This window comes from Variovorax sp. OV084, from assembly GCF_900111625.1.
Classification (GTDB): domain Bacteria; phylum Pseudomonadota; class Gammaproteobacteria; order Burkholderiales; family Burkholderiaceae_C; genus Variovorax.
In genome coordinates, this window is record NZ_FOII01000012.1 from 118,173 (window position 1) to 142,187 (window position 24,015).

The 24,015-nt window shown below is 65.5% G+C and carries 24 protein-coding genes and 3 pseudogenes; 12 read left to right on the top strand and 15 right to left on the bottom strand.

Going from position 1 to position 24,015, the window contains the following annotated elements:
- Positions 1-136 precede the first annotated feature (136 nt).
- On the top strand, positions 137-1,537 hold the full coding sequence (locus BMW87_RS24795) for a coniferyl aldehyde dehydrogenase (protein ID WP_093079285.1): 1,401 nt from the start codon (positions 137-139) through the stop codon (positions 1,535-1,537).
- 4 nt (positions 1,538-1,541) lie between these two features.
- Here the strand turns inward: BMW87_RS24795 and BMW87_RS24800 are convergent, their stop codons facing one another.
- The 4 genes from BMW87_RS24800 to BMW87_RS24815 form a co-directional block, all read right to left on the bottom strand.
- Complete coding sequence (locus tag BMW87_RS24800; protein ID WP_093079289.1) at positions 1,542-1,928, bottom strand: hypothetical protein; 387 nt, start codon at positions 1,926-1,928, stop codon at positions 1,542-1,544.
- Between the two features lie 53 nt (positions 1,929-1,981).
- The gene (locus tag BMW87_RS24805; RefSeq protein ID WP_093079292.1) at positions 1,982-3,349 is read right to left on the bottom strand and encodes a sigma-54-dependent transcriptional regulator; all 1,368 of its coding nucleotides are present in this window, start codon (positions 3,347-3,349) and stop codon (positions 1,982-1,984) included.
- 7 nt (positions 3,350-3,356) lie between these two features.
- The gene (locus tag BMW87_RS24810; protein WP_093079294.1) at positions 3,357-5,210 is read right to left on the bottom strand and encodes a sensor histidine kinase; all 1,854 of its coding nucleotides are present in this window, start codon (positions 5,208-5,210) and stop codon (positions 3,357-3,359) included.
- A gap of 93 nt (positions 5,211-5,303) precedes the next feature.
- On the bottom strand, positions 5,304-6,665 hold the full coding sequence (locus BMW87_RS24815; RefSeq protein WP_093079297.1) for a dicarboxylate/amino acid:cation symporter: 1,362 nt from the start codon (positions 6,663-6,665) through the stop codon (positions 5,304-5,306).
- A gap of 252 nt (positions 6,666-6,917) precedes the next feature.
- On the opposite strand from BMW87_RS24815, the gene BMW87_RS24820 reads away from it, so the two are divergent.
- Together BMW87_RS24820 and BMW87_RS24825 are read left to right on the top strand one after the other, a co-directional pair.
- Complete coding sequence (locus BMW87_RS24820; RefSeq protein ID WP_093079300.1) at positions 6,918-8,336, top strand: MFS transporter; 1,419 nt, start codon at positions 6,918-6,920, stop codon at positions 8,334-8,336.
- A gap of 43 nt (positions 8,337-8,379) precedes the next feature.
- Complete coding sequence (locus tag BMW87_RS24825; RefSeq protein WP_093079303.1) at positions 8,380-9,075, top strand: aspartate/glutamate racemase family protein; 696 nt, start codon at positions 8,380-8,382, stop codon at positions 9,073-9,075.
- A 29-nt stretch (positions 9,076-9,104) separates the two neighbouring features.
- On the opposite strand, the gene BMW87_RS24830 is transcribed toward BMW87_RS24825, so the two are convergent.
- The 5 genes from BMW87_RS24830 to BMW87_RS24850 are packed head-to-tail and all read right to left on the bottom strand — an operon-like array spanning position 9,105 to position 13,486.
- Positions 9,105-10,112: a TRAP transporter substrate-binding protein gene (locus BMW87_RS24830; RefSeq protein WP_093079307.1), complete on the bottom strand. Its 1,008-nt coding sequence runs from the start codon at positions 10,110-10,112 to the stop codon at positions 9,105-9,107.
- A 20-nt stretch (positions 10,113-10,132) separates the two neighbouring features.
- Positions 10,133-11,413 carry a TRAP transporter large permease gene (locus BMW87_RS24835; protein ID WP_093079309.1) on the bottom strand — a complete coding sequence of 427 codons (1,281 nt, stop codon included), beginning with the start codon at positions 11,411-11,413 and terminating at the stop codon, positions 10,133-10,135.
- On the bottom strand, positions 11,410-11,991 hold the full coding sequence (locus BMW87_RS24840) for a TRAP transporter small permease (protein ID WP_093079440.1): 582 nt from the start codon (positions 11,989-11,991) through the stop codon (positions 11,410-11,412). Before BMW87_RS24840 ends, BMW87_RS24835 begins: the two co-directional genes overlap by 4 nt.
- Positions 11,992-12,006: 15 nt before the next feature.
- Positions 12,007-12,453: a type II 3-dehydroquinate dehydratase gene (locus BMW87_RS24845; RefSeq protein ID WP_093079312.1), complete on the bottom strand. Its 447-nt coding sequence runs from the start codon at positions 12,451-12,453 to the stop codon at positions 12,007-12,009.
- A 22-nt stretch (positions 12,454-12,475) separates the two neighbouring features.
- Positions 12,476-13,486, bottom strand: coding sequence for a TRAP transporter substrate-binding protein (locus tag BMW87_RS24850; protein ID WP_093079314.1), 1,011 nt, complete (start codon positions 13,484-13,486; stop codon positions 12,476-12,478).
- A 108-nt stretch (positions 13,487-13,594) separates the two neighbouring features.
- On the opposite strand from BMW87_RS24850, the gene BMW87_RS24855 reads away from it, so the two are divergent.
- The 5 genes and pseudogenes from BMW87_RS24855 to BMW87_RS35755 form a co-directional block, all read left to right on the top strand.
- Positions 13,595-14,377, top strand: coding sequence for an IclR family transcriptional regulator (locus tag BMW87_RS24855; RefSeq protein ID WP_093079318.1), 783 nt, complete (start codon positions 13,595-13,597; stop codon positions 14,375-14,377).
- Between the two features lie 73 nt (positions 14,378-14,450).
- Positions 14,451-14,861 (top strand): PaaI family thioesterase, encoded by a 411-nt coding sequence (locus tag BMW87_RS24860; RefSeq protein WP_093079320.1) that lies wholly within the window; start codon positions 14,451-14,453, stop codon positions 14,859-14,861.
- A gap of 147 nt (positions 14,862-15,008) precedes the next feature.
- Positions 15,009-15,440 (top strand): hypothetical protein, encoded by a 432-nt coding sequence (locus tag BMW87_RS24865; protein WP_093079443.1) that lies wholly within the window; start codon positions 15,009-15,011, stop codon positions 15,438-15,440.
- A 284-nt stretch (positions 15,441-15,724) separates the two neighbouring features.
- Complete coding sequence (locus tag BMW87_RS24870) at positions 15,725-16,174, top strand: low affinity iron permease family protein (protein WP_093079323.1); 450 nt, start codon at positions 15,725-15,727, stop codon at positions 16,172-16,174.
- Between the two features lie 181 nt (positions 16,175-16,355).
- Positions 16,356-16,448: pseudogene (locus tag BMW87_RS35755) on the top strand (prephenate dehydratase); the annotation flags it as partial.
- Between the two features lie 141 nt (positions 16,449-16,589).
- Here the strand turns inward: BMW87_RS35755 and BMW87_RS24875 are convergent.
- The 4 genes and pseudogenes from BMW87_RS24875 to BMW87_RS24890 form a co-directional block, all read right to left on the bottom strand.
- Positions 16,590-16,793, bottom strand: a pseudogene (locus BMW87_RS24875) (3-keto-5-aminohexanoate cleavage protein); the annotation flags it as partial.
- Between the two features lie 370 nt (positions 16,794-17,163).
- Entirely contained in the window at positions 17,164-18,207 is a 1,044-nt protein-coding gene (locus BMW87_RS24880; protein WP_256216897.1) for a relaxase/mobilization nuclease domain-containing protein, read from the bottom strand.
- A 55-nt stretch (positions 18,208-18,262) separates the two neighbouring features.
- The gene (locus tag BMW87_RS35550) at positions 18,263-18,844 is read right to left on the bottom strand and encodes a hypothetical protein (RefSeq protein ID WP_256216898.1); all 582 of its coding nucleotides are present in this window, start codon (positions 18,842-18,844) and stop codon (positions 18,263-18,265) included.
- 361 nt (positions 18,845-19,205) lie between these two features.
- Positions 19,206-19,727, bottom strand: a complete 522-nt coding sequence (locus tag BMW87_RS24890; RefSeq protein WP_256216899.1) for a helix-turn-helix domain-containing protein — start codon at positions 19,725-19,727, stop codon at positions 19,206-19,208.
- Here BMW87_RS24890 and BMW87_RS35555 point away from each other — a divergent pair.
- From BMW87_RS35555 to BMW87_RS24905, 3 genes are all read left to right on the top strand, one after another.
- Positions 19,657-19,914: a hypothetical protein gene (locus BMW87_RS35555; protein WP_256216907.1), complete on the top strand. Its 258-nt coding sequence runs from the start codon at positions 19,657-19,659 to the stop codon at positions 19,912-19,914. The two genes, BMW87_RS24890 and BMW87_RS35555, sit on opposite strands and share 71 nt — an antisense overlap.
- Positions 19,911-20,234 carry a helix-turn-helix domain-containing protein gene (locus BMW87_RS24895; protein WP_371258853.1) on the top strand — a complete coding sequence of 108 codons (324 nt, stop codon included), beginning with the start codon at positions 19,911-19,913 and terminating at the stop codon, positions 20,232-20,234. The genes BMW87_RS35555 and BMW87_RS24895 overlap by 4 nt, the downstream gene beginning before the upstream one ends.
- 375 nt (positions 20,235-20,609) lie before the next feature.
- On the top strand, positions 20,610-20,948 hold the full coding sequence (locus BMW87_RS24905) for a hypothetical protein (RefSeq protein ID WP_093079328.1): 339 nt from the start codon (positions 20,610-20,612) through the stop codon (positions 20,946-20,948).
- A 766-nt stretch (positions 20,949-21,714) separates the two neighbouring features.
- On the opposite strand, the pseudogene BMW87_RS24910 reads toward BMW87_RS24905, so the two are convergent.
- Both BMW87_RS24910 and BMW87_RS24915 read right to left on the bottom strand, forming a co-directional pair.
- A pseudogene (locus tag BMW87_RS24910) lies at positions 21,715-21,873 on the bottom strand (IS5/IS1182 family transposase); the annotation flags it as partial.
- Positions 21,874-22,039: 166 nt separating this feature from the next.
- The gene (locus BMW87_RS24915) at positions 22,040-22,927 is read right to left on the bottom strand and encodes a LysR family transcriptional regulator (RefSeq protein ID WP_093079453.1); all 888 of its coding nucleotides are present in this window, start codon (positions 22,925-22,927) and stop codon (positions 22,040-22,042) included.
- A gap of 92 nt (positions 22,928-23,019) precedes the next feature.
- On the opposite strand from BMW87_RS24915, the gene BMW87_RS24920 reads away from it, so the two are divergent.
- Complete coding sequence (locus BMW87_RS24920; protein WP_093079333.1) at positions 23,020-24,003, top strand: Bug family tripartite tricarboxylate transporter substrate binding protein; 984 nt, start codon at positions 23,020-23,022, stop codon at positions 24,001-24,003.
- Positions 24,004-24,015: the final 12 nt, after the last annotated feature.

A 24,015-nucleotide genomic window follows, 5' to 3' on the forward strand; every position in this document is an offset into this window, starting at 1 on the left:
CAGGAGAGCGTGAACGGCCCGTCATCACCGAAGGCGTGTTGCTGCACTTCGGCGACCTCGTCGCGCAGCGCGGCGGCACAGTGCAGGATCGCTGGGCGGTGTATCAACAAACGGGCTGAGGCCTTCGCAACAAACCATGACACACGACGACATGCGACAGACCTTCGACACCATGCGCGCCGCGAGCCTGCGCGCGCAGACGCCGCCGTGGAGCGAGCGCGCCGACCGCTTGAAGCGCCTGCGTGCGCTGGTGAAAGACAGCCGCCAGGAAATCGCCGCCGCCATCAGCGCCGACTTCCATCACCGGGCTGCGCAGGAAACCGAGCTTGCCGAAGTGTTCCCCAGCATCGAGGGCCTGCAGCACGCGCTCGCGCATGGCAAGGCATGGATGCGCGTGCGCCGCCGCTCCACGGGCCTGTGGTTCAAGCCCGCGTCGTCGCGGATCATGCCGCAGCCGCTGGGCGTGGTGGGCATCGTGGTGCCGTGGAACTACCCGCTGTACCTGGCGGTGGGGCCGATGACCGCGGCGCTGGCGGCGGGCAACCGCCTGATGGTGAAGCAGTCGGAGTTCACGCCGCGCTTCGCCGAGCTGTTCGCCGCGCTGGTGCGAAAGCAGTTTGCCGAAGACGAGATCGCCATCGTCAACGGCGACGCAGAAACCGCGCGCGCCTTCTCCAGCCTGCCCTTCGACCATTTGCTGTTCACCGGCTCGACCGCTGTCGGCCACCACGTGATGCGCGCCGCGAGCGAGCACCTCACGCCGGTGACGCTGGAGCTGGGCGGCAAGTCACCCGCGATCATCGGGCCCGATGCCAACTTCGACAAGGCCGTCGAACGCATCCTGGTCGGCAAGACGCTCAACGCGGGCCAGACCTGCATCGCGCCCGACTACGTGCTGCTGCCCGAAGGCCAGCAGCAGCGCTTTGCCGACAGCGCCCGGCGCCTGTTCGCCTCGATGTACCCGGCGCTGGCCACCAACACCGACTACACGAGCATCGTGAGCCCGCGCCACTTCGCACGGCTGCAGGAGCTGTCGGCGCTGGCGCAGGAGCAGGGCGCCAGCGCCCTGCCCTTGTCCGACACGGCACCCGACCCTGCGACGCGCCGCTTTCCACCCGTGCTGCTGACCGGCGTGAACGACGGTATGCGTGTGATGCAGGAGGAAATCTTCGGCCCGCTGCTGCCGGTGCTGACCTACAAGGGCATCGACGAAGCCATTGCGTACGTCAACGCACACCCTCGCCCACTCGCGCTGTACCTGTTCGAGAAGAACAGCGCGACCATCGAGCGGGTGATGGAGAACACGGTGACCGGTGGCGTGTCGATCAACGAGACCCTGCTGCATGTCGCACAAGACAACCTGCCCTTCGGCGGCGTAGGCGCCAGCGGCATGGGCGCGTACCACGGCGAGCACGGCTTCGAGACCTTCTCGAAGATGAAGCCGATCTTTCACCAGTCGGCGCTGAATGGCCTGGGCCTGTTCAAGCCGCCCTACGGCAAGACCTTCGAACGGATGATGAAGCTGCTGGTGCGCTGAAGAATCAGGGTGCGGGAATGCTGGCGCCGTCGCCGTTGTCGCGGACGACGACGTAGCTGCAGACGGCCTGGCCCCTTGCGTCGTACAGGGGCCAGCGCACCCGCGTGCCGTCGGGCGCCGCGTGCGCCACCTGCATCGAAGACGCGTCGATGTTCGCGCCAACGTGGGCATAGCGCGCGTCCACGGTCATGGGCACATGGGGCGAAAAGGCCTGGTAGCCGGGCAGGTCGAACCATTCGTCATGCGCGAGCATGCTGCGCTCGGCGACCTTCCGGACGCGATGCCGCAGGAAGTGCTGGTCAGCGTCGCGGGCGCAGAACAGTTTGCTCTTCAGGTACGCACGCATGTCGCCCGCGATGTCCGCAAAGACGCCCTGGCATGCGCCCCGCATGCCGGCGAGCTGTTGATTTCCACGGAATCCTGACCCCACAAGACTCGAGCTACTCACTTGAACTCGTCCACAGTCACGCCCAGCTTGCGCACCTTGTCGTGCAGCGTCTGGCGCGCAATGCCCAGCGCGGCGGCTGTGGCCGGCTGGTCGCCGTGCTGGCGGCGCAGCTCCTCGACGATCACCGCGCGTTCGAACGACTCCACCTGCTGGGGCAGCCCGCGCGGCAGGGCGGGGACGCCTTCGGCGCTGTTGCCGCCACGCGTCTGCGTCAGGCGCTCGCCGAGCAGGCCCAGCACGAAGCGGTCGGCCACGTTGCGCAGCTCGCGCACGTTGCCGGGCCAGGCGTAGGCCATCAGGTCGGCGAGCTGCGCATTGCTCAAGAGCGGCGCGGGGCGCTCGTAGCGGCTTGCGGCCTGCAGGGTGAAGTGCTCGAACAGCAGCGGAATATCTTCGCGCCGCTCACGCAGCGGCGGCAGCTCGATGAAGGCCACGCCCAGGCGGTAGTACAGGTCGGCCCTGAACTTCTGCTGGTCGCTCATGGCCTTCAGGTCGTCCTTGCTCGCGGCCACCACGCGGCAGTCGAAGGGAATGGTCTTGTTGGAGCCGATGCGCTCGATGCTGCGCTCCTGCAGCGCGCGCAGCAGCTTGATCTGCACCGCCATCGGCATGCTCTCGATCTCGTCGAGGAACAGCGTGCCGCCGCTGGCGTATTCGAACTTGCCCACGCGCATGCGGCTGGCGCCGGTAAAGGCGCCGGCCTCGTGGCCGAACAGCTCGCTCTCGGCCAGCGACTCGGGCAGGCCGCCGCAATTGAGCGGCACGAAATGCTGCCGGCGGCGCGCGCTGTGGTCGTGCAGGCAGCGCGCGACAAGCTCCTTGCCGGTGCCGGTCTCGCCGTAGACCAGCACGTCGGCCGATGTCTCGGCCAGCGTCTTCACGGTCTGGCGCACCTGCTGCATCTGCGCCGAACGGCCGATCAGCACCGACTGGATGCCCTGCCAGTTCTCCAGCGCGTCGCGCAGCGCGCGCACCTGCAGGCTGAGCTGGCGGCGCTCGATGGCGTGGCGCACGATGGCCACCAGCCGCTCGGAGCTGAAAGGCTTTTCGATGAAGTCGTAGGCGCCCTCGCGCATGGCCTGCACGGCCATCGCGATGTGGCCGTGGCCGGTGACCAGGATCACGGGCAGTTCGGCATCGACGTTGCGCAGCTCGGGCAGCCACTCGGTGCCGCTCAGGCCCGGCAGGCGCACGTCGCTGATGACGACGGCCGGCACGCCGAAGCCGATGTGCGGCCGCGCGCGCTCGGCGCTGGCGAAAGATTCGACCTCGAAACCGGCCAGGGTCAGCACCTGGGTGGTGCTGATGCGAACGTCTTCGTCGTCCTCGACCAGCAGCACCCGGATGGCAGGGGCTTCGCTCACTTGGGGGTCACTCCTGTTGTGCAATGGAAAGGGGGGAATGGGAGGGGACAGGTGGGTTGTGGATCACGGCAATGGCAGCGGGCAGGTCGATGACGAAGCATGCCCCGCCGCCGTCCAGGTTGGCCGCGCGCAGCGAACCGTCCATGGACCGCACCAATTGTGCCGAGATCACGAGCCCCAGGCCCAGCCCCGAGCCCGCGGCCTTGCCGGTGACGAAGGGTTCGAACAGGCGCGGCAGGATGTCGGGGCGAATGCCCGGGCCGGTGTCTGTCACCGACAGGAGCACGCGCCCCTCCTTCGGCCGCGCCTCCAGGCGCAGCGTGCGGACCGGCGCGTCCTGCATGGCGTCGATGGCGTTGCGCATCAGGTTGGCGAGCACGCTGCCCAGCGCGGCGTCTTCGGCCATGACGCTCAGCGCCGGGGGTTGCACGTCGACCTCGATGGTCACGCGCTGCTTCTTCGAGGCCTCGGCGACGATCACCTGCGCGTCGGCGATGGCATGCGACAGCTGCACCGGCGCCAGCGGCAGCTCGCCCTTGTAGGCGAAGGTTCGCAGCTGCGAGGTCAGCCGCGCGAGCCGGTCGACCATGCCGCGGATGCGCTCGAGGTTGCCGCGCACGTCGTCCAGGCGGCTCTTGTCGAGCAGGATGGTGGCGCTTTCCGACAGCGTGCGCATGGCCGTGAGCGGCTGGTTGAGTTCGTGCACCACGCCGGCAGACATCTGGCCCAGCGCGGCCATCTTGCCCGCGTGCACCAACTCGCCCTGTGCGGCGCGCAGCTGCGCAGTGCGCGCCACCACGGTCGATTCGAGCGTGTCGTGCGCCGCCTGCAGCGCGGCCTGGTTGGCCAGCTTCTGGCGCACCGCTCGGCGGCGCTGCCACAGCGCGACGGCCACAAGCAGCAGCACCGCCATCGCGAGGCTGGCGGTAATGGCTGCATTGCGCGCCGCCACGCGCAGCGGCACCAGGTCGTCGAGCACCACCAGCTGCCACGGCGCGCCGCGCAGGGTGCGGGCCGAAGCGAGCTGGTCCACGCCGTCGAGCGAGATCACCTGCACATCGCGGTCGAGCGCCTCCTTCTGCGTCCACTGCAGCGGCTGCAGGGTGGCCTCGCCGTAGGGGCGCGAGCGCAGCACCTCGGCTCGCTGCAGCGCATCGAGCGGCAGCAGCGGGCGGAACTTCAGGTTGTCGCGCGTGGAAAGAATGACCACGCCGCGCTGGTCGATCAGCGCCACGTCGCCGGGCAGCTTGCGCCAGGCGCGCTCGGTCTCTTCGAGGTTGATCTTCACGGCCACCACGCCGCGCGCGGACTGGCCGCGGCGCAGCGCATACGAAAGGTAGTAGCCCGGCCGCTTGCTGGTGATGCCCACGCCGTAGAAGCGGCCCCTGCCCTGACCCAGCGCATCGATCACGTAGGGCCGGAACGACAGGTCCTGGCCGACGGTGGTGCCGGGCTTGTCCCAGTCCGATGCCGCCAGCGAAGTGCCGGCGGCGTCGAGCACATAGAGCATCTCGGCACCGGCGGTGGCGTTGACGCCGTCGAGGTAGCGGTTGACCACGTCGCGCAGGCGAGTGTCGGTCGGCGTGCCGAGCAGCGCCGGCACGACGGGCGTCATCTCCAGCAGCGCGGGGAGGTAGTCGAAGCGGGCCAGGTCGGCGTCGAGCCCGGTCGCGAGCATGTCGAGCCGGTGCTCGGCCGCCTCGCGCAGACGCGCCAGGCCGGCCTGCATGGCGATCTGGTGGCCGGCAAAGGCGGCCACGGCCACCAGGGCCAGTGCGCCGCACCAGCGCGGCAGGCCGCGCCATCCCCTGGCATTGTCGGAAGGTCCATCGAAACGCCGGGCCGGCTCCCTTGAAATCATGGGAGCGTTATTGCACAAGGCCGGGCCGTCCGCATCGGTGGCAGCCCGATGGCCCCGCGCCGCCCCGCTTTCGCGGGGCCGGTAAGGAAGGGGTCAGGCCTGCCGTGCCGGGCTGGCGGGCATATGCGCCTCGGTTGCGTCGAGCACGCGCTCGGGCTCGTCGGCTTCCACCGTGCTTTCCTGGTCCAGGTGCTGATGCATGCGCACGGTGTCGAGGTCGCCGGTCCACTTGGCGACCACGATGGTGGCCACGCCGTTGCCGATCAGGTTGGTGAGCGCGCGAGCTTCCGACATGAAGCGGTCGATGCCCAGGATGAGCGCCAACCCCGCCACCGGCACATGGCCCACCGCCGACAGCGTGGCCGCCAGCACGATGAAGCCGCTGCCCGTGACACCGGCCGCGCCCTTCGAAGTGAGCAGCAGCACGGCCAGCAGCGTGAGCTGCTGCGTCAGCGTCATGTCGGTGTTGGTCGCCTGGGCGATGAACACCGCCGCCATCGTCAGGTAGATCGAGGTGCCGTCGAGGTTGAACGAGTAGCCCGTGGGCACCACCAGCCCGACCACCGACTTCTTCGCGCCCAGGTTCTCCAGCTTGGCCATCATGCGCGGCAGCACCGACTCGCTCGACGAAGTGCCCAGCACGATCAGCAGTTCTTCCTTGATGTACTTGATGAACTTCCAGATGCTGAAGCCGTGGAACCTTGCAATGAGCCCCAGCACCACGAAGATGAAGAACAGGCAGGTGGCATAGAAGGTGGCCATCAGCTGGCCCAGCTGCAACAGCGAGCTCACGCCGTACTTGCCGATGGTGAAGGCCATGGCGCCGAAGGCGCCGATGGGCGCGACCTTCATGATGTAGCCGACGATCACGAAGAGCACGTGCGAGCCCTTCTCGATCACGTCGAACACCAGCGTGCCGCGGCCGCCGAACTTGTGCAGCGCAAAGCCGAACATCACCGCGATCAGCAGCACCTGCAGGATCTCGCCCTTGGCGAAGGCATCGACCACCGTGTTCGGGATGATGTTGAGCAGGAAGTCGGTGGTGCTCTGCATCTTGCCCGGGCCGGTATAGGCCGCAATGCTCTTGGTGTCGAGCTGGCTCACGTCGACGTTCATGCCCGCGCCGGGCTTCACGATGTTGATGATGACCAGGCCCACCACCAGCGCGATGCTGCTCACGATCTCGAAGTACAGCAGCGCCAGGCCGCCGGTCTTGCCGACCTTCTTCATGTCTTCCATGCCGGCGATGCCCACCACCACCGTGCAGAAGATGATCGGCGCGATGATCATCTTGATCAGCTTGATGAAGCCGTCGCCCAGCGGCTTCATCGAAGCGCCGGTGTCGGGGTAGAAATGCCCCAGCAGCACCCCGAGCACGATGGCCGTGATGACCTGGAAATACAGGGATTTGTAGAAGGGCTTGGGTGCGGTGGTGTGTTCCACGGGGTGGCTCATCGGGTTGTCTCCAATTTCGTGGCCAGGCTCCGCAGCGGGGCGCGCGGCCGGCCCCGTGGTTCAGCAATCGACATGCCACGCGCGGCACCGGTCGCACCGCGCGCTAAGTCCTTGATTTGATGGACCTTTTGGTGAGCGTGCGAACCGCGACCCGCCGACGATCCGGATGGCGCGGGCAACGCCCGTCCGATCCACCGGATCAACACCTCGGGGAAAACCCTAGCCCTCATTCAACGATGTCAGACTTGCTGCATGAACGACAACGCCCAGCCGGCAGCGGCCACGGACAGCGCCTCCAAGCGCATCGCGCTCACGGTGGCGGCCGCCTTCTTCATGGAGACGCTGGACGCCACCATCATCGTCACCGCCCTGCCGGCCATCGGAGCCGGCTTCGGCATGGGCGCGCTGGACGCGAGCCTGGGCGTCACGGTCTACCTGATCGCGATGGCGGCGCTGGTGCCGGCGGCGGGCTGGTGCGCCGGGCGCTTCGGGGCGCGGCGGGTGTTTGCGCTCGCGGTCGGCACCTTCACCATGGCTTCGCTCGCCTGCGGGCTGGCGCCCACCTTCGAGGTGTTCGTTGCGGCGCGCGTGCTGCAGGGCGCGGCGGCGGCCTTCATGTCGCCGGTGGGGCGGCTCGTGGTGCTGCGCGAAACGCCGAAGCACCGGCTGATCGAGGCCATCGGCACCATCACCTGGCCGGGGCTCATCGCGCCGGTGATCGGCCCGCCGCTGGGCGGGCTCATCGCAACGCACGCGTCGTGGCGCTGGATCTTCCTGCTGAACGTGCCACTGGGCCTCGTGGGCCTGTGGCTCATCATGCGGCTGTTCCCGCGCCGCACCGACGTGGCTCCGACGCGCTTCGATGCAATCGGCTTCGTGCTCACCGCCGTTGCGCTGGCCGCGCTGGTCGAAGGCCTCACGCGCCTGGGCGGCTCGCAGCCGGGCTCGGCCACCACCCTTGGCCTGCTGGCCGCCGGCGCCGTGGCGGCAGCCGCCGCGGTGCGCCATGCGCGACGCACGACGGCGCCCCTGCTCGACCTGCGCGCGCTGGCGGTGCCGACTTATGCGCTGGCCACCGCGACGGCCGGCTTCGTCTCGCGCATCGCGATCAACGCCTCGCCCTTTTTGCTGCCGCTGATGTTCCAGATCGGCTTCGGCATGAACGCGTTCCAGGCGGGCTCGATGCTGCTGGTGTACATGGGCGGCAACCTCGTGATGAAGAGCGCCACCACGGCAGTGCTGCGGCGCTTCGGCTTTCGCAATGTGCTGACGGTGAACGGCGCGATCTGCGCCGCCACGCTGTTCGGCTGCGGGCTGCTGTCACCGGGCGACCCGCTGCCGTGGGTGTGCGTGCTGCTCTTCGTGGCGGGCATGGCGCGCTCGATGAACTTCACGGCCATCAACACGCTGGCCTTTGCCGACGTGCCCGACGAATCCCGCGCCGGCGCAAGCACGCTTGGCACGATGCTGCAGCAGGTTTCGCTCGCGCTCGGCGTCGCGCTGGGCGCGATGGTGCTCGGCGCTTCGAAGGCGCTGCGCGGCGCGCCGGCGGTGCAGCTCGCGGATTTCCATCACGCCTGGTATGTGGTCGGTCTGATGATGGCCATCGCAACGCTGATGACGCTGCGGCTCGACCGCCATGCGGGCATGGCAGTGTCGCAGCGGCCGTGAGAACATCGTTCGCCCTGCTGTTTCCCTTTCGGAGATTTCTTCCATGCCACTGCACATCGGCATCGTCGGCTGCTCGGCCGAAGGCGCTGCGCTCTGCTATCGCACGCTGTGCGTCGAAGGCGCCCAGCACATGGGCCAGGCCCACGCGCACCCCGAGGTTTCGATGCACACGCACTCGCTCGCCGCGTACGTGGACTGCCTCGATCGCGGCGACGTCGACGGCGTCGCGCAACTGATGCTGTCGTCGGCGGGCAAGCTTGCGGCGGCTGGTGCTGACTTTCTGATCTGCCCCGACAACACGATCCACCAGGGGATGCATCAGGTGCTGCCGCAGTCGCCGCTGCCCTGGCTGCACATTGCCGAGGTGGTTGCGGCGGAGGCGGTGTCGCGGGGCTTTCGCCGCGTGGGCGTGCTGGGCACGCGCTGGCTGGTCGACAGCGAGGTCTACCCGCAGGCGCTATCGGCCGCCGGGCTGGAAGCCGTGCGGCCTGATGCCGATGAGCGTGCAATGCTCGGCCGCATCATCATGGACGAACTGGTGCGCGGCGTGGTCCAGCCCGAGTCCACCGCGGTGCTGCAACAGATGATCGAAGGCCTGAAGGCGCGCGACTGCGATGCAGTAGCACTGGGCTGCACCGAACTGCCACTGGTGCTGAACGATGGCAACTCGGCACTCCCGACACTCGACTCGACGCGCCTGCTGGCGCGCGCGGCACTGCGGCGCGCAACGGCCGGCTGAGGCGCCTCGCCCGTCTCGCCGTACCCCGCCTATTTGCGCACCTTGTCGATCTCGGCCATCAGCTCTTTCACGGTGGCCTCGCCGACCGAGGCCGAGTACTTGTCGATGACCGGCTTCACCTTCGTGCGCAGCTTCGCCATCTCCTCGGGCGGCAGCTCCGACACGGTCATGCCCGCCTTCTTCAATGCATCGAGCGCGCTGTCGGCGGCGCCGCGCGAGGCCTCGCGCTGGAACGCGGTCGATTCGGCCGACGCCTCGGTGATGATCTTCTTCTCTTCCGCGCTCATGCCGTCCCAGGTCTTCCTGCTGATCAGCAGCGCCTGCGGGTTGTAGATGTGCCGGGTCTGGGTGATGTACTTCTGCACCTCGGCAAACTTGGACGACAGGATGGTGGTGTTCGGGTTCTCCTGCCCGTCGACCGCCTTCTGGTCGAGAGCGGGATACAGCTCGGGGAACGGCAGCGGAGTGGCATTGGCGCCCAGCGCACTGAACAGGTCGATGTAGATCGGCGACTGGATCACGCGGATCTTCAGCCCCGCGATGTCGTCCGCCTTCACGATCGGCCGCTTGCTGTTGGTGAGGTTGCGAAAGCCCAGGTCCCAGTAGCCCAGGCCATGCAGGCCCTTGTCTTCCAGCCTGGCCATCAGCTTCTGGCCGAAGAGTCCGTCGGTGACCGCATCGGCCTCCTTGCCGCTGTTGAACAGGAACGGAAAGTCGTAGGCCGCGAACTCCTTCACCTGCGCCGAGAGAATGCCCGCGTTCAGCACCGTGAGTTCAACCGTGCCGCCCTGCAGCGCCGACACGGTCTGAAGATCGCCGCCGAGCGCGCCACCCGCGAACAGCTTGACGGTGATCTTGCCGCCCGACTTAGCGGCCACGAGGTCGGCGAACTTCTGCGCGCCCTGCGCCTGCGGATGGCCGGTCTGGTTCTGGAACGCGAACTTGAGCGTTCGCTCCTTGACCTGCGCACCGGCGCCACACATGGCGAACAACGCAACGGCGGCAACCAGCAGTTTCAGCATCGAGGGCTTCTTCATGGCAACGTCTCCTTGTATGTCTATCCGTGGAACAACCTGGCCGGCCCCGTCACCAGCCACGGGAACAGCACCATCAGGAACATGACGGCGAACTCGGCGATCATGAACGGCACCACGCCGCGCGTGACGTCGTCCATCGAGATCTTTCCGACGCCGGCCACCACGTTGAGGACCGTGCCCACCGGCGGCGTGACCAGGCCGATCGAGTTGTTGATGATGAAGAGCACGCCGAAGTAGACCGGATCGATGCCCGCGGCCTTCACGATGGGCATCAGCACGGGCGTGAGGATCAGGATGGTCGGCGTCATGTCCATCGCGGTGCCCACGATCATCACCAGCACCATGATCGCGATCATCAGCAGGATCTGGTTGCCCATGAAGGGCTGCAGCAGCCCCACCACCTTCGAAGGCAGGTCGGCCACGGTGATGAGCCACGCGCTCACCATGGCCGCGGCGATCAGGAACATCACGATGGCACTGGTCTTGGCCGCACCCACGAACACCGCGTAGAGGTCCTTCCAGCTCAGCTCGCGATAGACGACGGTCGACACGAAAAGCGCATAGACGGCGGCCACCACGGCCGCCTCGGTCGGCGTGAACACGCCCATGCGCAGACCTACGAGGATGATCACCGGCAGCATCAGCGCCCACAGCGCCTTGCGGAACGCGGTGAAGATTTCGCCGCCCGACTTGCGCGGCGGAGGCACGATCTTCTCGCGCCGCACCAGCCAGGCCCAGGTGATCCACAGCGCGCCGCCGATCAGCAGGCCCGGCACGATGGCCGCGAGGAACAGCTTGGAGATCGAGACGTTGGCCGCCACGCCGAAGATCACGAGCCCGATGCTCGGCGGTATCACCGGGCCGATCACGCCGGTGGCCGCGATGAGCCCGCCCGCGCGCGCCTTGTCGTGGCCCGCCTTGACCATCATCGGCAGCAGCAGCGCCGTCAGCGCGGCCGCGTCGGCCACGGCCGACCCCGAGAGCGCCGAGAGCAGGCAGCCCGCCATGATGGTCACGTAGCCAAGGCCTCCCTTCACATGGCCGACCAGCGCGAGCGCGAAATCGACGATGCGCTTGGAGAGGCCGCCCACGTTCATGATCTCGCCGGCCAGCATGAAGAACGGCACGGCCAGCAGCGGAAAGCTGTCGGCGCCGCCGATCACGTTCTGCGCAAGGATCTGCGCGTCGAACAGGTCGAGGTGCCACATCAGCGCAACGCCGCTGGCCAGCAGCGAGAACGCGATGGGAATGCCCATCGCCATGGCAAGGAGCAGCGAGCCCACGAAGACGACGATGGTCACTTGCGTGCTCCCTGTTGTGCATCGCCTTGAGCGGTGCTGTCTTGCGAACCGAGGATCTGCTGCAGTTGCACCGCTTCTTCAGACTCCTGCACCATCACCAGATCGCTCTCGGCAATGCGCCCGGTGAGCAGGCGCAGCAGGTCGAGCATGAGGATGAACGCAGCCAGCACCGAGAACACCACGCCTGACATGTACACCACCGCCATCGAGGCGCCGGTGACCGGCGCTGTCACGTCCCAGTTGATGCGCGTCTGCGCCGTGCTGCCCTGGAACAGCAGCCACACGATGTAGAGCATTACCACGTGCCCTATCGCAAGGCAGATCTTCTTGCCGATGGGCGGCAGCTTCTGCACCACCATGTCGACGCCCAGGTGGCCGTGCTCCTTCAGCGCGACGACCGCGCCGAGAAAGGTCATCCAGATGAAGAGCCAGCGCGAGACTTCCTCGGACAGGGTGATGCCCGAATTGAAGCCGTAGCGCAGCACCACGTTGCCGAAGACCAGCACGACCATGACCGCAAGCGCGGCTGCGATCAGGGCTTCGATGCCGGCGCAGCACCGGTCGATCCATCGGTTCATGGCCATGCTCTGCGTTCAGGCCGGCGCGGCCTGCCTGTGCATCTCGACCAGCGCGCGCAGCGCAGCCAGGTAAGACTGCGGGCCCAGGCCCTGGACCGTGCCTTTCACCGCCGGCGAGATGATCGAATGCGCGCGCCATGTCTCGCGAGCGGCGATGTTGGACATGTGCACCTCGATGATGGGGAACGGCATCGCCTTGATCGCGTCGTGCAGCGGCACGCCGTGCTGCGTGAGGCCGGCCGGGTTGACCAGCGCACCCTGAGCCTCGTCGATGTGGGTGTGCAAAAAGTCGATCAGGTCGCCTTCGTGGTTCGACTGGAGGATGTCCAGCGTCACGCCGAGTTCGGTGGCGAGCTGCTGCAGCTGCGCATTGATTTCGGCCAGCGTGGTCTTGCCGTAGATGTGGGGTTCGCGGCGGCCGAACAGGTTGAGATTGGGGCCGTGCAGGACGAGGATCTTCATGAGGCGCCTTCGGTCGGAGGTCTTACTGCTTGCGGATGCGCGCGAGTTCGTCGGTGTAGAGCTTGACGATGGCGGGGTCATAGCTCGCGGCGAAACGCTCGGTGACAGGCTTGGCAATCTGCCGCATGCGGGCCTGCTCGGCAGGCGCGAGCTCGTTGAACTGCGCGCCCTTGGCCTGCAAGTCGCCTACGGCGCGCTGCGCGGCGGCGCGGCTCACCTGGCGCTGATAGCCGCGCGCTTCGTCGGCGGCCTCGCGCATCATCTTCTGCTCGGCGGGGCTCAGCGAGTCCCAGAACTTCTTGCTGACCAGCACGATGTTGGCCGCATACACATGGTTCGTGGCGCTCACGAACTTCTGCACCTCGTAGAACTTGTTCGACAGGATCACCGCGTACGGGTTCTCCTGGCCATCGACCGCCTTCGACTCGAGCGCGCCGTACAGCTCGGCGAAAGGCATCGGCACCGGGTTGGCCTTGAAGGCCTTGAAGGTTTCGAGGAACACGGGGTTCGGAATGACGCGGATCTTCAGGCCTTCGAGGTCCTCGGGCCTGGTGATGGGCCGCTTGCTGTTGGTGACGTTGCGAAAGCCCAGGTCCCAATAGCCCAGCGCCACCAGCCCCTTCTCCGGCAGCTTCGCGATCAACGCCTGGCCCAGCGGGCCGTCGAGCAGCGCATCGGCCTGCGCAAAGCTGCCCACCGCGAACGGGAAGTCGACAAGGCCGAACTCCTTGACGATGCCTGCGAGCGACGTGGTGGCCGGTGCCGACATCTGCTGCACACCGCCCTGCAGCGCCGACTGCTGCTGCATCTCGTTGCCCAGCTGCGAGGCCGGAAACTCCTGCACCTTCATCTTGCCGCCGCTCTTGGCCGCGAGCAGTTCGGCAAAACGCTTCACGCCGAAGCTCACCGGATGGTCTGCGTTGTTGAGGTGACCGAAGCGGATCACACGGTCCTGCACGCCCTGCGCGAACGCGGGAATGGCCAGGGCGAGGGTCAGGCCGGCCGCTGCCAGCTGGCGATGAAGCGTTCTCAAGATGTGATCTCCAGCTGTGTGAAGGTGCAAGGGCGGCGCGATCTTAGGGCGGAATTGGAAAATATTTCCACTAGTGAAAACACTTGGCAAAAGCGCTAGAGTGACGTCATGACAGCCATACTCGAACGCAGCTTCAAGGTCCTCGAACACCTGGCCGGCCACCCCGAAGGCCGCGCGCTGTCGGCACTGTCGGCCGAGCTGGAAATGCCGCTGAGCGCCACGCACCGCCTGCTGACCGAGCTCATCCGCTGCGGCTATGTGCGGCAGGACCAGAGCCACGGCGACTACATGCTCACCATCAAGCTGGTGTCGCTGGGCCTGAGCTTTCTCAGCAACAGCGGCATCGTCGACGTGGCGCAGCCGCTGCTCGACCGGCTCGCCGCCGAATCGGGCGAACTGGTGCGGCTGGCGGTGGTCGACGGCGACGAGCTCACCTTCGTCGCCAAGGCGCAAGGTGCAACGCGCGGCCTGCGCTACGACCCGGACATGGGCCTGTCGGTGAACCTCTCCTGCAGCTCCGCCGGCCACGCCTGGCTGTCGACAATGACGGACGAGCAAGCGCTGCAACTCGTGGCGAAGCAGGGCTTCGGCAAGCCCGAGGACTACGGCCCGAAGGCGCCGACCACAGTGAAAGCGCTGCTGGCGTATCTGCGCGCGGCACGCAAGCGCGGCTTCGCGATGATCAGCGAGGTGTTCGCGCCGGCAATGACCGCCATGGCCGCGCCGGTGCGCAGCGGCAACGGCGCGGTGATCGGCGTCATCACCATCGCAGGGCCACTGGTGCGACTGACCGAGGAACGCATGCTCGAACTGGGACCGGTGCTGCTGTCGTCGGCCGAGGACGTGGCGCAGGCCAGCGGGGCTTCCGCGATGTTCAAGCGAAGGGCCTGACCGGACATCGCGCGGCGGCCATGGTGCTTATCTATTCAGAATGGATCCTCCCCGACAAGCCAAGGAGACATTCATGCACGACATCGCCGCGCTCCAGAAACTGCTGGACACGATCTTCCCCGGCCTGATGGGCGTACGGCTCACCGAGCTCGCACCCGACCGCGTGGTCGCGCAGATGGAGGTGCGGCAGGACCTGTGCACCGCCGGCGGCATCCTGCACGGCGGCGCCTACATGGCCTTCGCCGACACTCTGGGTGCGGTCGGCACCATCGCCAACCTGCCAGAAGGCAAGCGCACGACGACCACCGATTCGAGCACCAAGTTCATCGCTGGCGCGCGCCTGGGCACTACCGTCACGGGCACCTGCCTGGCGCTGCATCGCGGACGCACCACGCATGTGTGGCAAACCTCGATCACCAATGCCGATGGCAAGCTGTGCGCGGTCGTCACGCAGACGCAACTGGTGCTGGGCGAAGGCGCATAGCCGGGCAAGCCCCATCCCGACGGCGTCGGCATGCGCTTACGGCCAGTTCGCGCAGCGTCCTATCGACGCATCGCCCATGGTTTCTAGTCTGGACTCCAGGCACCGGACATCCTTGTGCAACGAACACGGTGCCCAAAGGAGATGACCATGCAGAAACTCATATGGACCTGCGCCGTCGCGTCGTGCCTCACGGTGCTCTCAGCCCACGCGCAGATGAACCCGCCTCCGGCGGCGACCGTCGATCCGGCCATTGCCGAACTCAAGGCCGGTCGCGACAAAATTGCGGCCGACTACAAGGCCGACCGTGCGGCCTGCGACGCCATGAAGGACAACGCCAAGGACGTCTGCGTCGAAGAGGCCAAGGGCAAGGAAAAGATCGCCAAGGCCGAGTTGGACCAGAAGCTCAAGCCCAGTGACGGCAACGCTCGCAAGGTGGCGGAAGCCAAGGTGGACGTTGCCTACAGCATCGCAAAGGAAAAGTGCGACGACCAGAAGGGCGACGCCAAGTCTGCGTGCATGAAGCAGGCCAAGACGGACGAAGAGAAGGGCAAGGCCGAGATCAAGGCGATGAAAAAGTAGATCGGGGCGACAGAAGGAGCCCTGAGCATGAAGCAGCAGCGGGCGGGAAGCGACGAGCGTGACGACAGCCGCCGCGTATCGGCATAGGGCGTCGTGGCGGTCATCGTCGTGCTGCTTGGCGCGCTTGCGTACTTCCATGCACTCCAGAAACGCTTCGAAATCCCGGCAGAGATGATGCCGCCCGCGCAGAGCGCTCTCAGCGAAATGCCCGGCGTTCTTCCGGGCAGATAGAGCGTTCGGCGGTGCAGGCATCGCCGAGCGCATCGGAAGACACAGGCAAACCCATGGAACGACTCTTCGACTCCTTCGCCAACACCTTCGCCCGCATGGCCGGCAGCCCGGCGGCCTTTCTGATCTGCGTGGCCGTGGTCGTGGCTTGGGCGGTTTCGGGGCCGTTCTTCGGCTTTTCGGAAACATGGCAGCTCGTGATCAACACGGGTACCACCATCGTCACCTTCCTGATGGTCTTTCTCATTCAGAACACCCAGAACCGCGACGGTGTCGCCTTGCAGACCAAGCTGGACGAATTGATCCGCTCCTCCAACGCGGAGGATGACTTCATCGGCATCGAGAAGCTCACGGACAGGGAGTTGATTGCGCTGCACGAGCGCTGCGAGGCGGCTGCGAAGAAAAGCCAGGAGACGCTGGAGAAAGCCCGGACCGAGCGCAAGCGCCGCGGCCACCACGACCACCGCGCGGACCGAGGCAGCAGCGCCCGCTCAATCGATCCGTAGCCGCCGGCAAGCGGCTATATCCAATATGGTGACGAGCTGTTTGCTGCGCAGTATCAGGCCACGCTCCGATGCCCACCAGGTTTGATCGCGTCAGTGTGTTCAGCCCGCTGTTCGTAGACTGTTCACTTCTTTACATCCGCCGTGCTGGCGCCGCACCGATGCCGCCAGCGGTGGCGCCGCCGCCCAGGCTGGCGTGCAGATCCTGACGATCTACGAACGGCCGAGCAGGAAGACCCTGGGCACGCACCTTTACCTCGTCGAGGCGGCGGGCCATCCGTCCGGGTGGATGCTCAAGAACCAAGGCGTGCCACGAGGCCATCGCCAGTCGACAGGCCGCGGTGATTTGCGTTCCCGTGCTCATAGCGAAGGCCATGCGAAACGGCGTCAACGAGGAGTCATACGGCCTTGCGCAGGAACCCTGGTTGGCACCGTTGCGGTTCGGGGCGAAACCGTTTGCCAGCAGCGACTCTTCGGTGGTCTTGTAGAACACGCCGATCTTCGAGATCTCGCGCGCCTGCTGCGCCGTCGCCATCGGCCGGCCGAACTCGCGCGCGATGCGCACCAGCTGCTCGATCTGCGCGACGGTGCCGTTCTTGGCGCAGCGCGTCTGGTTCCACAGCTGGGGCGCAATCGAAAAAACCGCAGACAACGCCATCTGCGCTGCTTCGACATCGCAGCCCTCACCCTCAAGATCGTCTTCAGCATGAACTTCTGCCGAGCGTGCGACGAGGCTCGACTTTAGACAACTGCCAAATCTACTAGGCCTGCAGGAGCTCGCGTATCAACAGCGGCCCTCAGCCCCCCAATCGAGCCTTTTCTCTTCACCGGCCGAACAGCTTTCGAACAATCGCCGGCCAGGCCCGAGTCGCCCTGTCAGGAACGGGTGGCATTCGACCAGCTGCTTGCCCCGTGCAAACGCACTCGGCTCCTCGACCGTCTGCGCAACGTTATCGATGCTGCCGGCGAGGCAATCACGACCTCTCGCGTGTTCATCGGACTTGCGACCTCTGCAAACCGGTGATCGTGCGTTCTGGCGCCCGGCTTCTGGCTTGCTCTTTCCAGCGGCCAGCCATTCGTTGCGCATCGGTCTGTACCTCCGGCATGCGCGCGACGAAACGATCCACCTGGGCAGCCAGATCACCTTCGCCCTGCCTTCGAAGTGCTTCCGCCGTTGCACGCCAGTCCGCCGCCACCTCCTGCCGGGTCCCCTGCATCGCCTTCAGGCCAGCATCCAAGGTGCCCCACCCAGACCTGAGAACCTGGAGCACGCTCTCCAGCTTGGCGCGCACGAAGGTTGAAGTCTTCGGCATCCTCCGCTTGGTCCGCTCGCCGATCGGCAGTTGCCAGAACGCCCGAAGCGCACGGAGCCGATGATGGATCGCGTCTCTGTACGGCTTGCGGATCTGCCCTCGCACCTGACGCGGCGTCGCATTGGCCGCCACGCCCTGCTCGCGCATCAGCGCGGCGAACTGTTCGCGCCATTGCCGCAGCGTGTCTTTCCGGATGTAGAGGCGCTGGCCAGGCTCGAACTCGTGCTCGCACTTGACCACCAGGTGAACGTGCGGGTGCGGCTGGTCGGTGTGCAGCACCAAGGCGTAGCGATACCGCAGCGCGAAGTTCTCGCGCGCGAACAAGCGGGCCGCGGCCAGCACCTTCTGCGGCGGCGTGCCGGCCGGCATCGACAGCACGATGTTGTGGACGAGCTTGGCCCGGGGGTCCTTCTGCCCCTCGGCCGGCTTGGGCTTGTACTGGCTTCTGCAAAGGTCCAGTTGCCAGTCGGCCGTGATCTCCCTGGCAGCGCCCCGGCCCTGCAGCATCAGTCCCTCGTCAGTTTCCGTCGGCAGCTTGCCATGCCGGCCGATGTAGCGCAGGTGCGCTCCCACCCCGCCCACATCCCGCCCACCGCCGGAGACCTTCACGATCACCTCGGGCGTGCGACCCACCGTGCGCTGGATCTGTGCGATCTGGGCGGCACCCAAGCGCAGGGTGCCGCCCGGCCCCCGCCGGCCATAGCTCACGATGTCCAAGGCCATGTCGCGCGCTGCGCCAGCCGAGCCGCGGCTGCTTCGGCCCAAGCGCACAGTCTGCTCAGGCATGGTCCGTCTCGATGCCGGTCTCCCAGCTGATGAGGTTCCGGCGCACGACGGCCGCTGTGGCTTCGCGTGCCACCTCGACTTCCCGCCGTGCCAGCGCGATCGCATCGCCCAGGTCCAATGCCACTGGCTCCGCCAAAGTGTTCGGCATGCCGAACCTTCGAAGCTGCCGCCCGAGCGCGGCCAGCTGCGCGCAGGTCACTCGAAGCTGATCCAGCTCTTTCGGAGGCAGCACCGCCGAGCGCCGAACATGGTTGTGGACCAGCATGGTCAGGTAGCTGCTGGTCTTCATCTCACGAGCATCGGCCCGCTTTGCGGCCAGCATCCGGTCGCCGGGACGAAGTCGCAGTGTGATGAGATCCGTTACGCCAAGGCCACTCTCTGAATCGCATGCAGACCGTTGTCCATCCGACCCGAGCGAGATTGCGCCATTGGTCTTGAGCACTTCGTCGACCATCTTCGCAAGCAGATCCGACGCGCTGAGCTGATGCCGCGCGGCCAGCGCGGCAAACCGCGTCCTCGTATCGGACGACAACCGGGTACTGATCACGCAGCTTGATCGGGAGGTTTTGACCATTGCAACGCCGTTGAGTAAACAATGTCTGAGGGCAGACTAGGCCTGCCCTCAACACCGCGCAAGGACTCTGCTCTCGAAATTTCAATGCCCCCCTGCAACGGCCACTTCCAGACTGCTCGCGCTTGGTCATCCATCCCGTTCACGCACAGCCCCCCACACCGCCGCCTCACAGATTTCCTGGCCCTTCATCAAATAAGAAGACCCCACTGTTGATAGCCGTTCAAAGCTTCCTCAATGTTCGGCATGCCGAACATTGAGGAAAGGATGGGGAAGGGGAATACGGCACATAGCGAATGCGCGGGCGATCGGTTGGTTAGACATCCACCTCGCTCCACAACACGACAGCGTCGCCGCAAGCGGCCTACTCGCGCAGCGTGAAAACCACCGAGAGGTACGAAACAGGCCCCGAATGAATGGTATCGATGCCATGCAGCGCAGTCGCATCGAACAGCAGCGAGTCCCCTGCCCCCACCTCGACCGTCTTGCCAGCGTAGCGGTAGCTGACCTCCCCGGACAGGAAGTACAGGAACTTGAGGCCCGGATGCTGGAAGGTCACGTAGGGGTCGGCGCCGGGCAGCAGCGTGACCATGTAGGGCTCGACGAACAGGTTGCCCGACAGCAGGTGGCCCAGCAGTTCGTAGCGGTAGTCCGCCACGGCGCCGATGCGGTCGACAAGGACACCACGGCCAGCCCGCACGTGGCAGAAGTCCGTGCGGCGCGCCTGGTCGCCGAAGAAGCGCGAGACAGGCACATGAAGCCCCTGAGCGAGGCGCTCCAAGGTCTCTACCGAAGGTGAGACCAGCCCGCGCTCGATGCGCGAGAGCATCGAGGAGGAAATCCCCGAGGCCTGCGCCAGCGCACCGCCAGACATCTCCGCCGCCATGCGAAGCGCCCTCACCTGCGCACCGATGCGCGACGCAGACGCGCTGCGCACCACAGGTGCTGATCGCCGCAGCTTTGCGGGCAACGCAGAAGCGGGTAGTCGTATCGGTCGCGCAGTCGGCAATGGCGACGGGAGCAATCTCAGAGACATCTGGCTCGCCTTCCGTTTTGATAACTATATCCCGTGATATTTTATCCCGTGGTGCTTTATTCCTTTAAAACTGACTATCTCCACATGGTGAATGGGGTTTCAGTTCGCAGGAAGAAAGTGCCAGAGCTCGTGCTTTTTGGCGAGGCGGTACGCGAGCGCCGAAAGGAACTGGGTTATTCCCAGGAGGCATTTGGTGACGCGTGTGGAATTGACCGCAGCTACATTGGCGGCATAGAGCGAGGTGAGCACAATCTCGCCCTTATCAACATCCTCAAAATCATCGTAACCTTGGAGATCCAGCCGTCTGAGTTCTTTCAGGTGCTCGACAAACCGCGTAAGAAGTTGAGATCAAGCTGAGTCGATCAATCTCGCATAAGAGTGATCGGAAACGCTATCAAGACGCTGCGCAAGGTTAGTGGCATCTCGCATGAAGAGCTCGAGCACCGCAGCTACATTGATCGCTCATACATGAGCAGCCTCGAAAGAGGGATACAAAATCCTGGCGTGATGAGTGTTGGGCAGGGCGCCGCAGGGATCGACGTGTTCGTAGCCGAACTGGAGGCCAAGGCGCAACTCTAAGAGCTTAGGTCGCGCTTCTCATCGTCGGTCTCTGCACGCCGCGCAGGGTGCTATCGACGGCTGACCACAACGATGAATGGTGCACGAACCGGCCGCGTGCCGCAATGAACGCGACTCGACGAGCGCACGAAGAGCGACTACACCGCGTACAGCGTGAAGCTGCTGGAGGTGATGGGCAAGGTGTCGGCGCGCGTGCTCCGGCCGGCAGACATTGCGAGATTCCTGCGCGTCGAAAGAGCTGCGGCGCCGGTGCGCGCGAATCGCGAGGTCGCGCTGCTGGTCAACCTGATGACCGTCGCCGTAGAGCGCGGCGACATCGACGTCAACCTATGCAAGCAGGTGAAGCGCCACCTTGAACGGCCGCGCACCGAAGCACCGGAGCCTGAGACGTTCCCAGCGCTCCTCGCGTGGCTCAACACTCAGGGGGCCACAGCGTCAGGTCATCGGGCTGATGGTGGAGTTCGCTGCGATGGTCGGGTCACGGCGCATTGAGTTCCTGCGCCTCACGCTCCCGCAGATCGACAGCGAGGCGAACACGATTCGATTGATGCGCGTTCAGCAGCACAGGCTGGACCATGAACGAGCGTCGGCGAACAGTTGATGCGCCGCCCATTCTATGAAGCGTAGATGCCACGGCGCACCTACTTGGTGCAACAAATCAGGCGGATAGCGAGGCACCACAAACTGAAAAGCCCCTGATTCCGTTAAGAATCAAAGGCTTAGAAGAGTGGTGGCTGGGGCGGAATCTCAAGATCGCCGTCAACCCGCACCAGCACTCGCTTTCGCCAATTTGTCCAATCTGCCGGGTACACGTTTGGGTACACCAAAACTGCCGGAAGCAGCCCCAAGTTTCAGGCATCACACCAGAGACAAACGGGCCACCGAAACAGGATTATCCCACTTGCGAATCGGCGCACCAAGCTACGCGCGGCCGTGCCCAAGCCAGCTAGATGGGGGCCACAACATCGCGCAGGTGCGCTGCAGTCTGGGGCAAGCCAAAGCAAGCCGATATTCATCGTTGCCGGCGGTGCTTGAGACCTGTGGAGGCATCTCAAGTGGGGTGGGATCTTGGGGTGACGGGGGCAGCGAGACCATCGAGCCCAGAGTCATATCCAGAGCCGGGATGCCAGTGCTTGAGTCCTCGTCATCCCAGAACGACAAGGACGTTATCGCGAGGAAACCAAATCCGGATGGAAAGGAGCCTGCCCGCTCGAACCAGCGTGTGTTGGAAATCAACTCGCGGAGCTCATCGGATGGCGGCGGGGTTCACGCCCTTGAAGCCGAGTGCTTGAAGGTCCAGCTCTTCAACAAAGACATCGACGACTCGCACCGGGTTGTTTTCGCCGATGTAGTCATCAAGACACTCCGGCAACAACGCGACCTGCTGTCGGTCTTCGCCTTCGATGAATCGCTTCATGGGCACCTCGCTGAGAACGGGTGCCATGATTTTATTTAGATGAGTGCCGACGGCGAAGCGTTTTCACACAGCCTCGGCTAGAAGCGGTCGGTCGGCCGCGCCCTCTCGTTCGCACGCAACCTGCCCACATGACTCGCAATGAGCTCATCGGCCAAACGCCACCTACTTATTGCTTCAGGCCGTTGGCAATCGCCAGGGCTGCACGCGACACATAGGGTTCTTCTCTGAAGCAGATGACGAACTGCCGAGTGCTCCAGGCATCCGCTAGCGGCACGATCCGCAGCGCCAGAGAGTTTGCCAACGGTTCGATAACCTCGCGGGGCAGCACGCTGACACCAAGCCCTGCCGCCACCACCCGCGCCACGCCGTCGAAACTCTGAACCTCGATACGGGGAGCCATCGGCATGCCGGCAGCTCCCGCGTACTGGTGCAGCTTGGTTTCCATCATGCTTCCGGGCATCGCACTGATGTAGTCGTACGCCAGCACTTCGACAAACCGTACGGATTTGCGCAGCGCCAATGGATGGTTGGCGGGAACGATGGCGCACGCGTGGTCGCAACGATAAGGAAGCGCCGCCAGCCCTGTCAGGTCCGCAACGTCCCAGCAAACCGCAAGATCGGCGCTGCCTTCGCGCACCTGCTTCACCATCTCTGCCGAAGAGGCCTGCTTCAGGCTGACCTTGATGGAGCGATGTTTCCTCAGCACCTTGACCATGTCGGCCGGGAGTGAACTCGAAAGTGCAGCCAGGCTCGCAAGGATACGCACGCTCCCCTCCCCGCCGCTTGCGATGACCTCCATGGTCGATTGCATGCGCTCTAGGCTTGCCAATACCTCCCTTGCTTGGCGGGCCAGTGCCAAGCCGGCATCGGTCGGCTCCATGCCGCGTGCACCTCGCCGCAATAGCTGCATGCCCGCGCGCTCCTCCAGCGCGGCCATCCGTTTACTGACTGCGGATGGAACGGTACATTCGCGCTCGGCGCAGCGAACGATGCTGCCTTCTTCACACACGGTGAGAAACAGGCGAAGCGTTTGCGGGTCGTAGGGCTGGCGCATGAGTTTTCCCAAATGGAAAACATGATGCGCCAAATACCATCTTCCCGCCCCGTTCGGAACCCTACATTGACGGCTCCATAACGGAGACAACGATGAAAAAACCTATTCGCACCGCCGCTGCGGCGTGCGCTGCGTTGGCGCTGAACGCAGCGGTCGCCAACCATGCCGCCGCCGAGACCGCCTACCCGAGCAAGCCGATCACGTTGGTGGTTCCGTTCGCCGCCGGTGGCAGCGCCGACATCCTTGCGCGTGTGGCCGGCGCGGCCGTGACCGCAAGCCTGAAACAGCCCGTTATCGTTGACACGCGCGCGGGCGCCGGGGGCCTGGTCGGCACTTCGCTGGTCGCAAAAGCCGCGCCGGACGGCTACACCTTGCTGCTCACGACGGACAGCCTCTACGCGATTAATCCAGCGCTCTACGGCAAGAAGGCCGAGGAAGCCATGGCGCACCTGATGCCGGTGGTTCATCTGGCCGAAGCGCCGCTGGTGATCGCGGTGAACACCGAATCGCCCGCCAACGACTTTCCCGGCTTCATGGCCTGGGCCAAGTCGCGCGGGGCGCTCAGCTTCGGCACGCCTGGCGTGGGAACCGACCACCATTTGCTCGGCGAACTCATCGCCAAGAACGGCGGCATCTCGCTGAACCATGTGCCGTACAGGGGCGCTGGCGCGGCGCTGGCGGACATCGCCGGCCAACAGATCGATTCGCTGATCACGCTGGTCAGCACTGCGCAGCCCATGATTGCCGCCGGAAAGATCAAGCTGATCGCCGTGGCTTCGAATCAGCCTTATGCGGCAATGCCCGGCTTGTCGCGCACCAGCCAGACGCTCAAGGGGACGGACATGCTGGTCAGCTACAGCGTGATGGCCCCGGCCGGTACGCCCCCGGCCGTGGTGAGCAAGCTCAACGAGGCATTCAACGCCGCCCTCAGCGACCCCGTCGTGGCGAACAAGCTGACGGAACTCGGCCTCACCCGGACGGGTGGAACGGCCGGTGCGTTCTCCCAGCGCATGGCGGCAGAACGGGCGCAGCGCGAAGGCATCATCCGCGACGCCAACGTCAAGCTGGTCGAGTGAGAGCGGGGCCTG

What these genes read in the sequence shown, in the direction of transcription:
- BMW87_RS24795 (WP_093079285.1), top strand. Translation starts at nt 137, where the DNA reads ATGACACACGACGACATGCGACAGACCTTCGACACCATGCGCGCCGCG.
- BMW87_RS24800 (WP_093079289.1), bottom strand. Translation starts at nt 1,928, where the DNA reads ATGCGGGGCGCATGCCAGGGCGTCTTTGCGGACATCGCGGGCGACATG.
- BMW87_RS24810 (WP_093079294.1), bottom strand. Translation starts at nt 5,210, where the DNA reads ATGATTTCAAGGGAGCCGGCCCGGCGTTTCGATGGACCTTCCGACAAT.
- BMW87_RS24815 (WP_093079297.1), bottom strand. Translation starts at nt 6,665, where the DNA reads ATGAGCCACCCCGTGGAACACACCACCGCACCCAAGCCCTTCTACAAA.
- BMW87_RS24820 (WP_093079300.1), top strand. Translation starts at nt 6,918, where the DNA reads ATGAACGACAACGCCCAGCCGGCAGCGGCCACGGACAGCGCCTCCAAG.
- BMW87_RS24825 (WP_093079303.1), top strand. Translation starts at nt 8,380, where the DNA reads ATGCCACTGCACATCGGCATCGTCGGCTGCTCGGCCGAAGGCGCTGCG.
- BMW87_RS24830 (WP_093079307.1), bottom strand. Translation starts at nt 10,112, where the DNA reads ATGAAGAAGCCCTCGATGCTGAAACTGCTGGTTGCCGCCGTTGCGTTG.
- BMW87_RS24840 (WP_093079440.1), bottom strand. Translation starts at nt 11,991, where the DNA reads ATGAACCGATGGATCGACCGGTGCTGCGCCGGCATCGAAGCCCTGATC.
- BMW87_RS24845 (WP_093079312.1), bottom strand. Translation starts at nt 12,453, where the DNA reads ATGAAGATCCTCGTCCTGCACGGCCCCAATCTCAACCTGTTCGGCCGC.
- BMW87_RS24855 (WP_093079318.1), top strand. Translation starts at nt 13,595, where the DNA reads ATGACAGCCATACTCGAACGCAGCTTCAAGGTCCTCGAACACCTGGCC.
- BMW87_RS24860 (WP_093079320.1), top strand. Translation starts at nt 14,451, where the DNA reads ATGCACGACATCGCCGCGCTCCAGAAACTGCTGGACACGATCTTCCCC.
- BMW87_RS24865 (WP_093079443.1), top strand. Translation starts at nt 15,009, where the DNA reads ATGCAGAAACTCATATGGACCTGCGCCGTCGCGTCGTGCCTCACGGTG.
- BMW87_RS24870 (WP_093079323.1), top strand. Translation starts at nt 15,725, where the DNA reads ATGGAACGACTCTTCGACTCCTTCGCCAACACCTTCGCCCGCATGGCC.
- BMW87_RS24880 (WP_256216897.1), bottom strand. Translation starts at nt 18,207, where the DNA reads ATGGCCTTGGACATCGTGAGCTATGGCCGGCGGGGGCCGGGCGGCACC.
- BMW87_RS35550 (WP_256216898.1), bottom strand. Translation starts at nt 18,844, where the DNA reads ATGGTCAAAACCTCCCGATCAAGCTGCGTGATCAGTACCCGGTTGTCG.
- BMW87_RS35555 (WP_256216907.1), top strand. Translation starts at nt 19,657, where the DNA reads ATGCGCGAGAGCATCGAGGAGGAAATCCCCGAGGCCTGCGCCAGCGCA.
- BMW87_RS24890 (WP_256216899.1), bottom strand. Translation starts at nt 19,727, where the DNA reads ATGGCGGCGGAGATGTCTGGCGGTGCGCTGGCGCAGGCCTCGGGGATT.
- BMW87_RS24915 (WP_093079453.1), bottom strand. Translation starts at nt 22,927, where the DNA reads ATGCGCCAGCCCTACGACCCGCAAACGCTTCGCCTGTTTCTCACCGTG.
- BMW87_RS24920 (WP_093079333.1), top strand. Translation starts at nt 23,020, where the DNA reads ATGAAAAAACCTATTCGCACCGCCGCTGCGGCGTGCGCTGCGTTGGCG.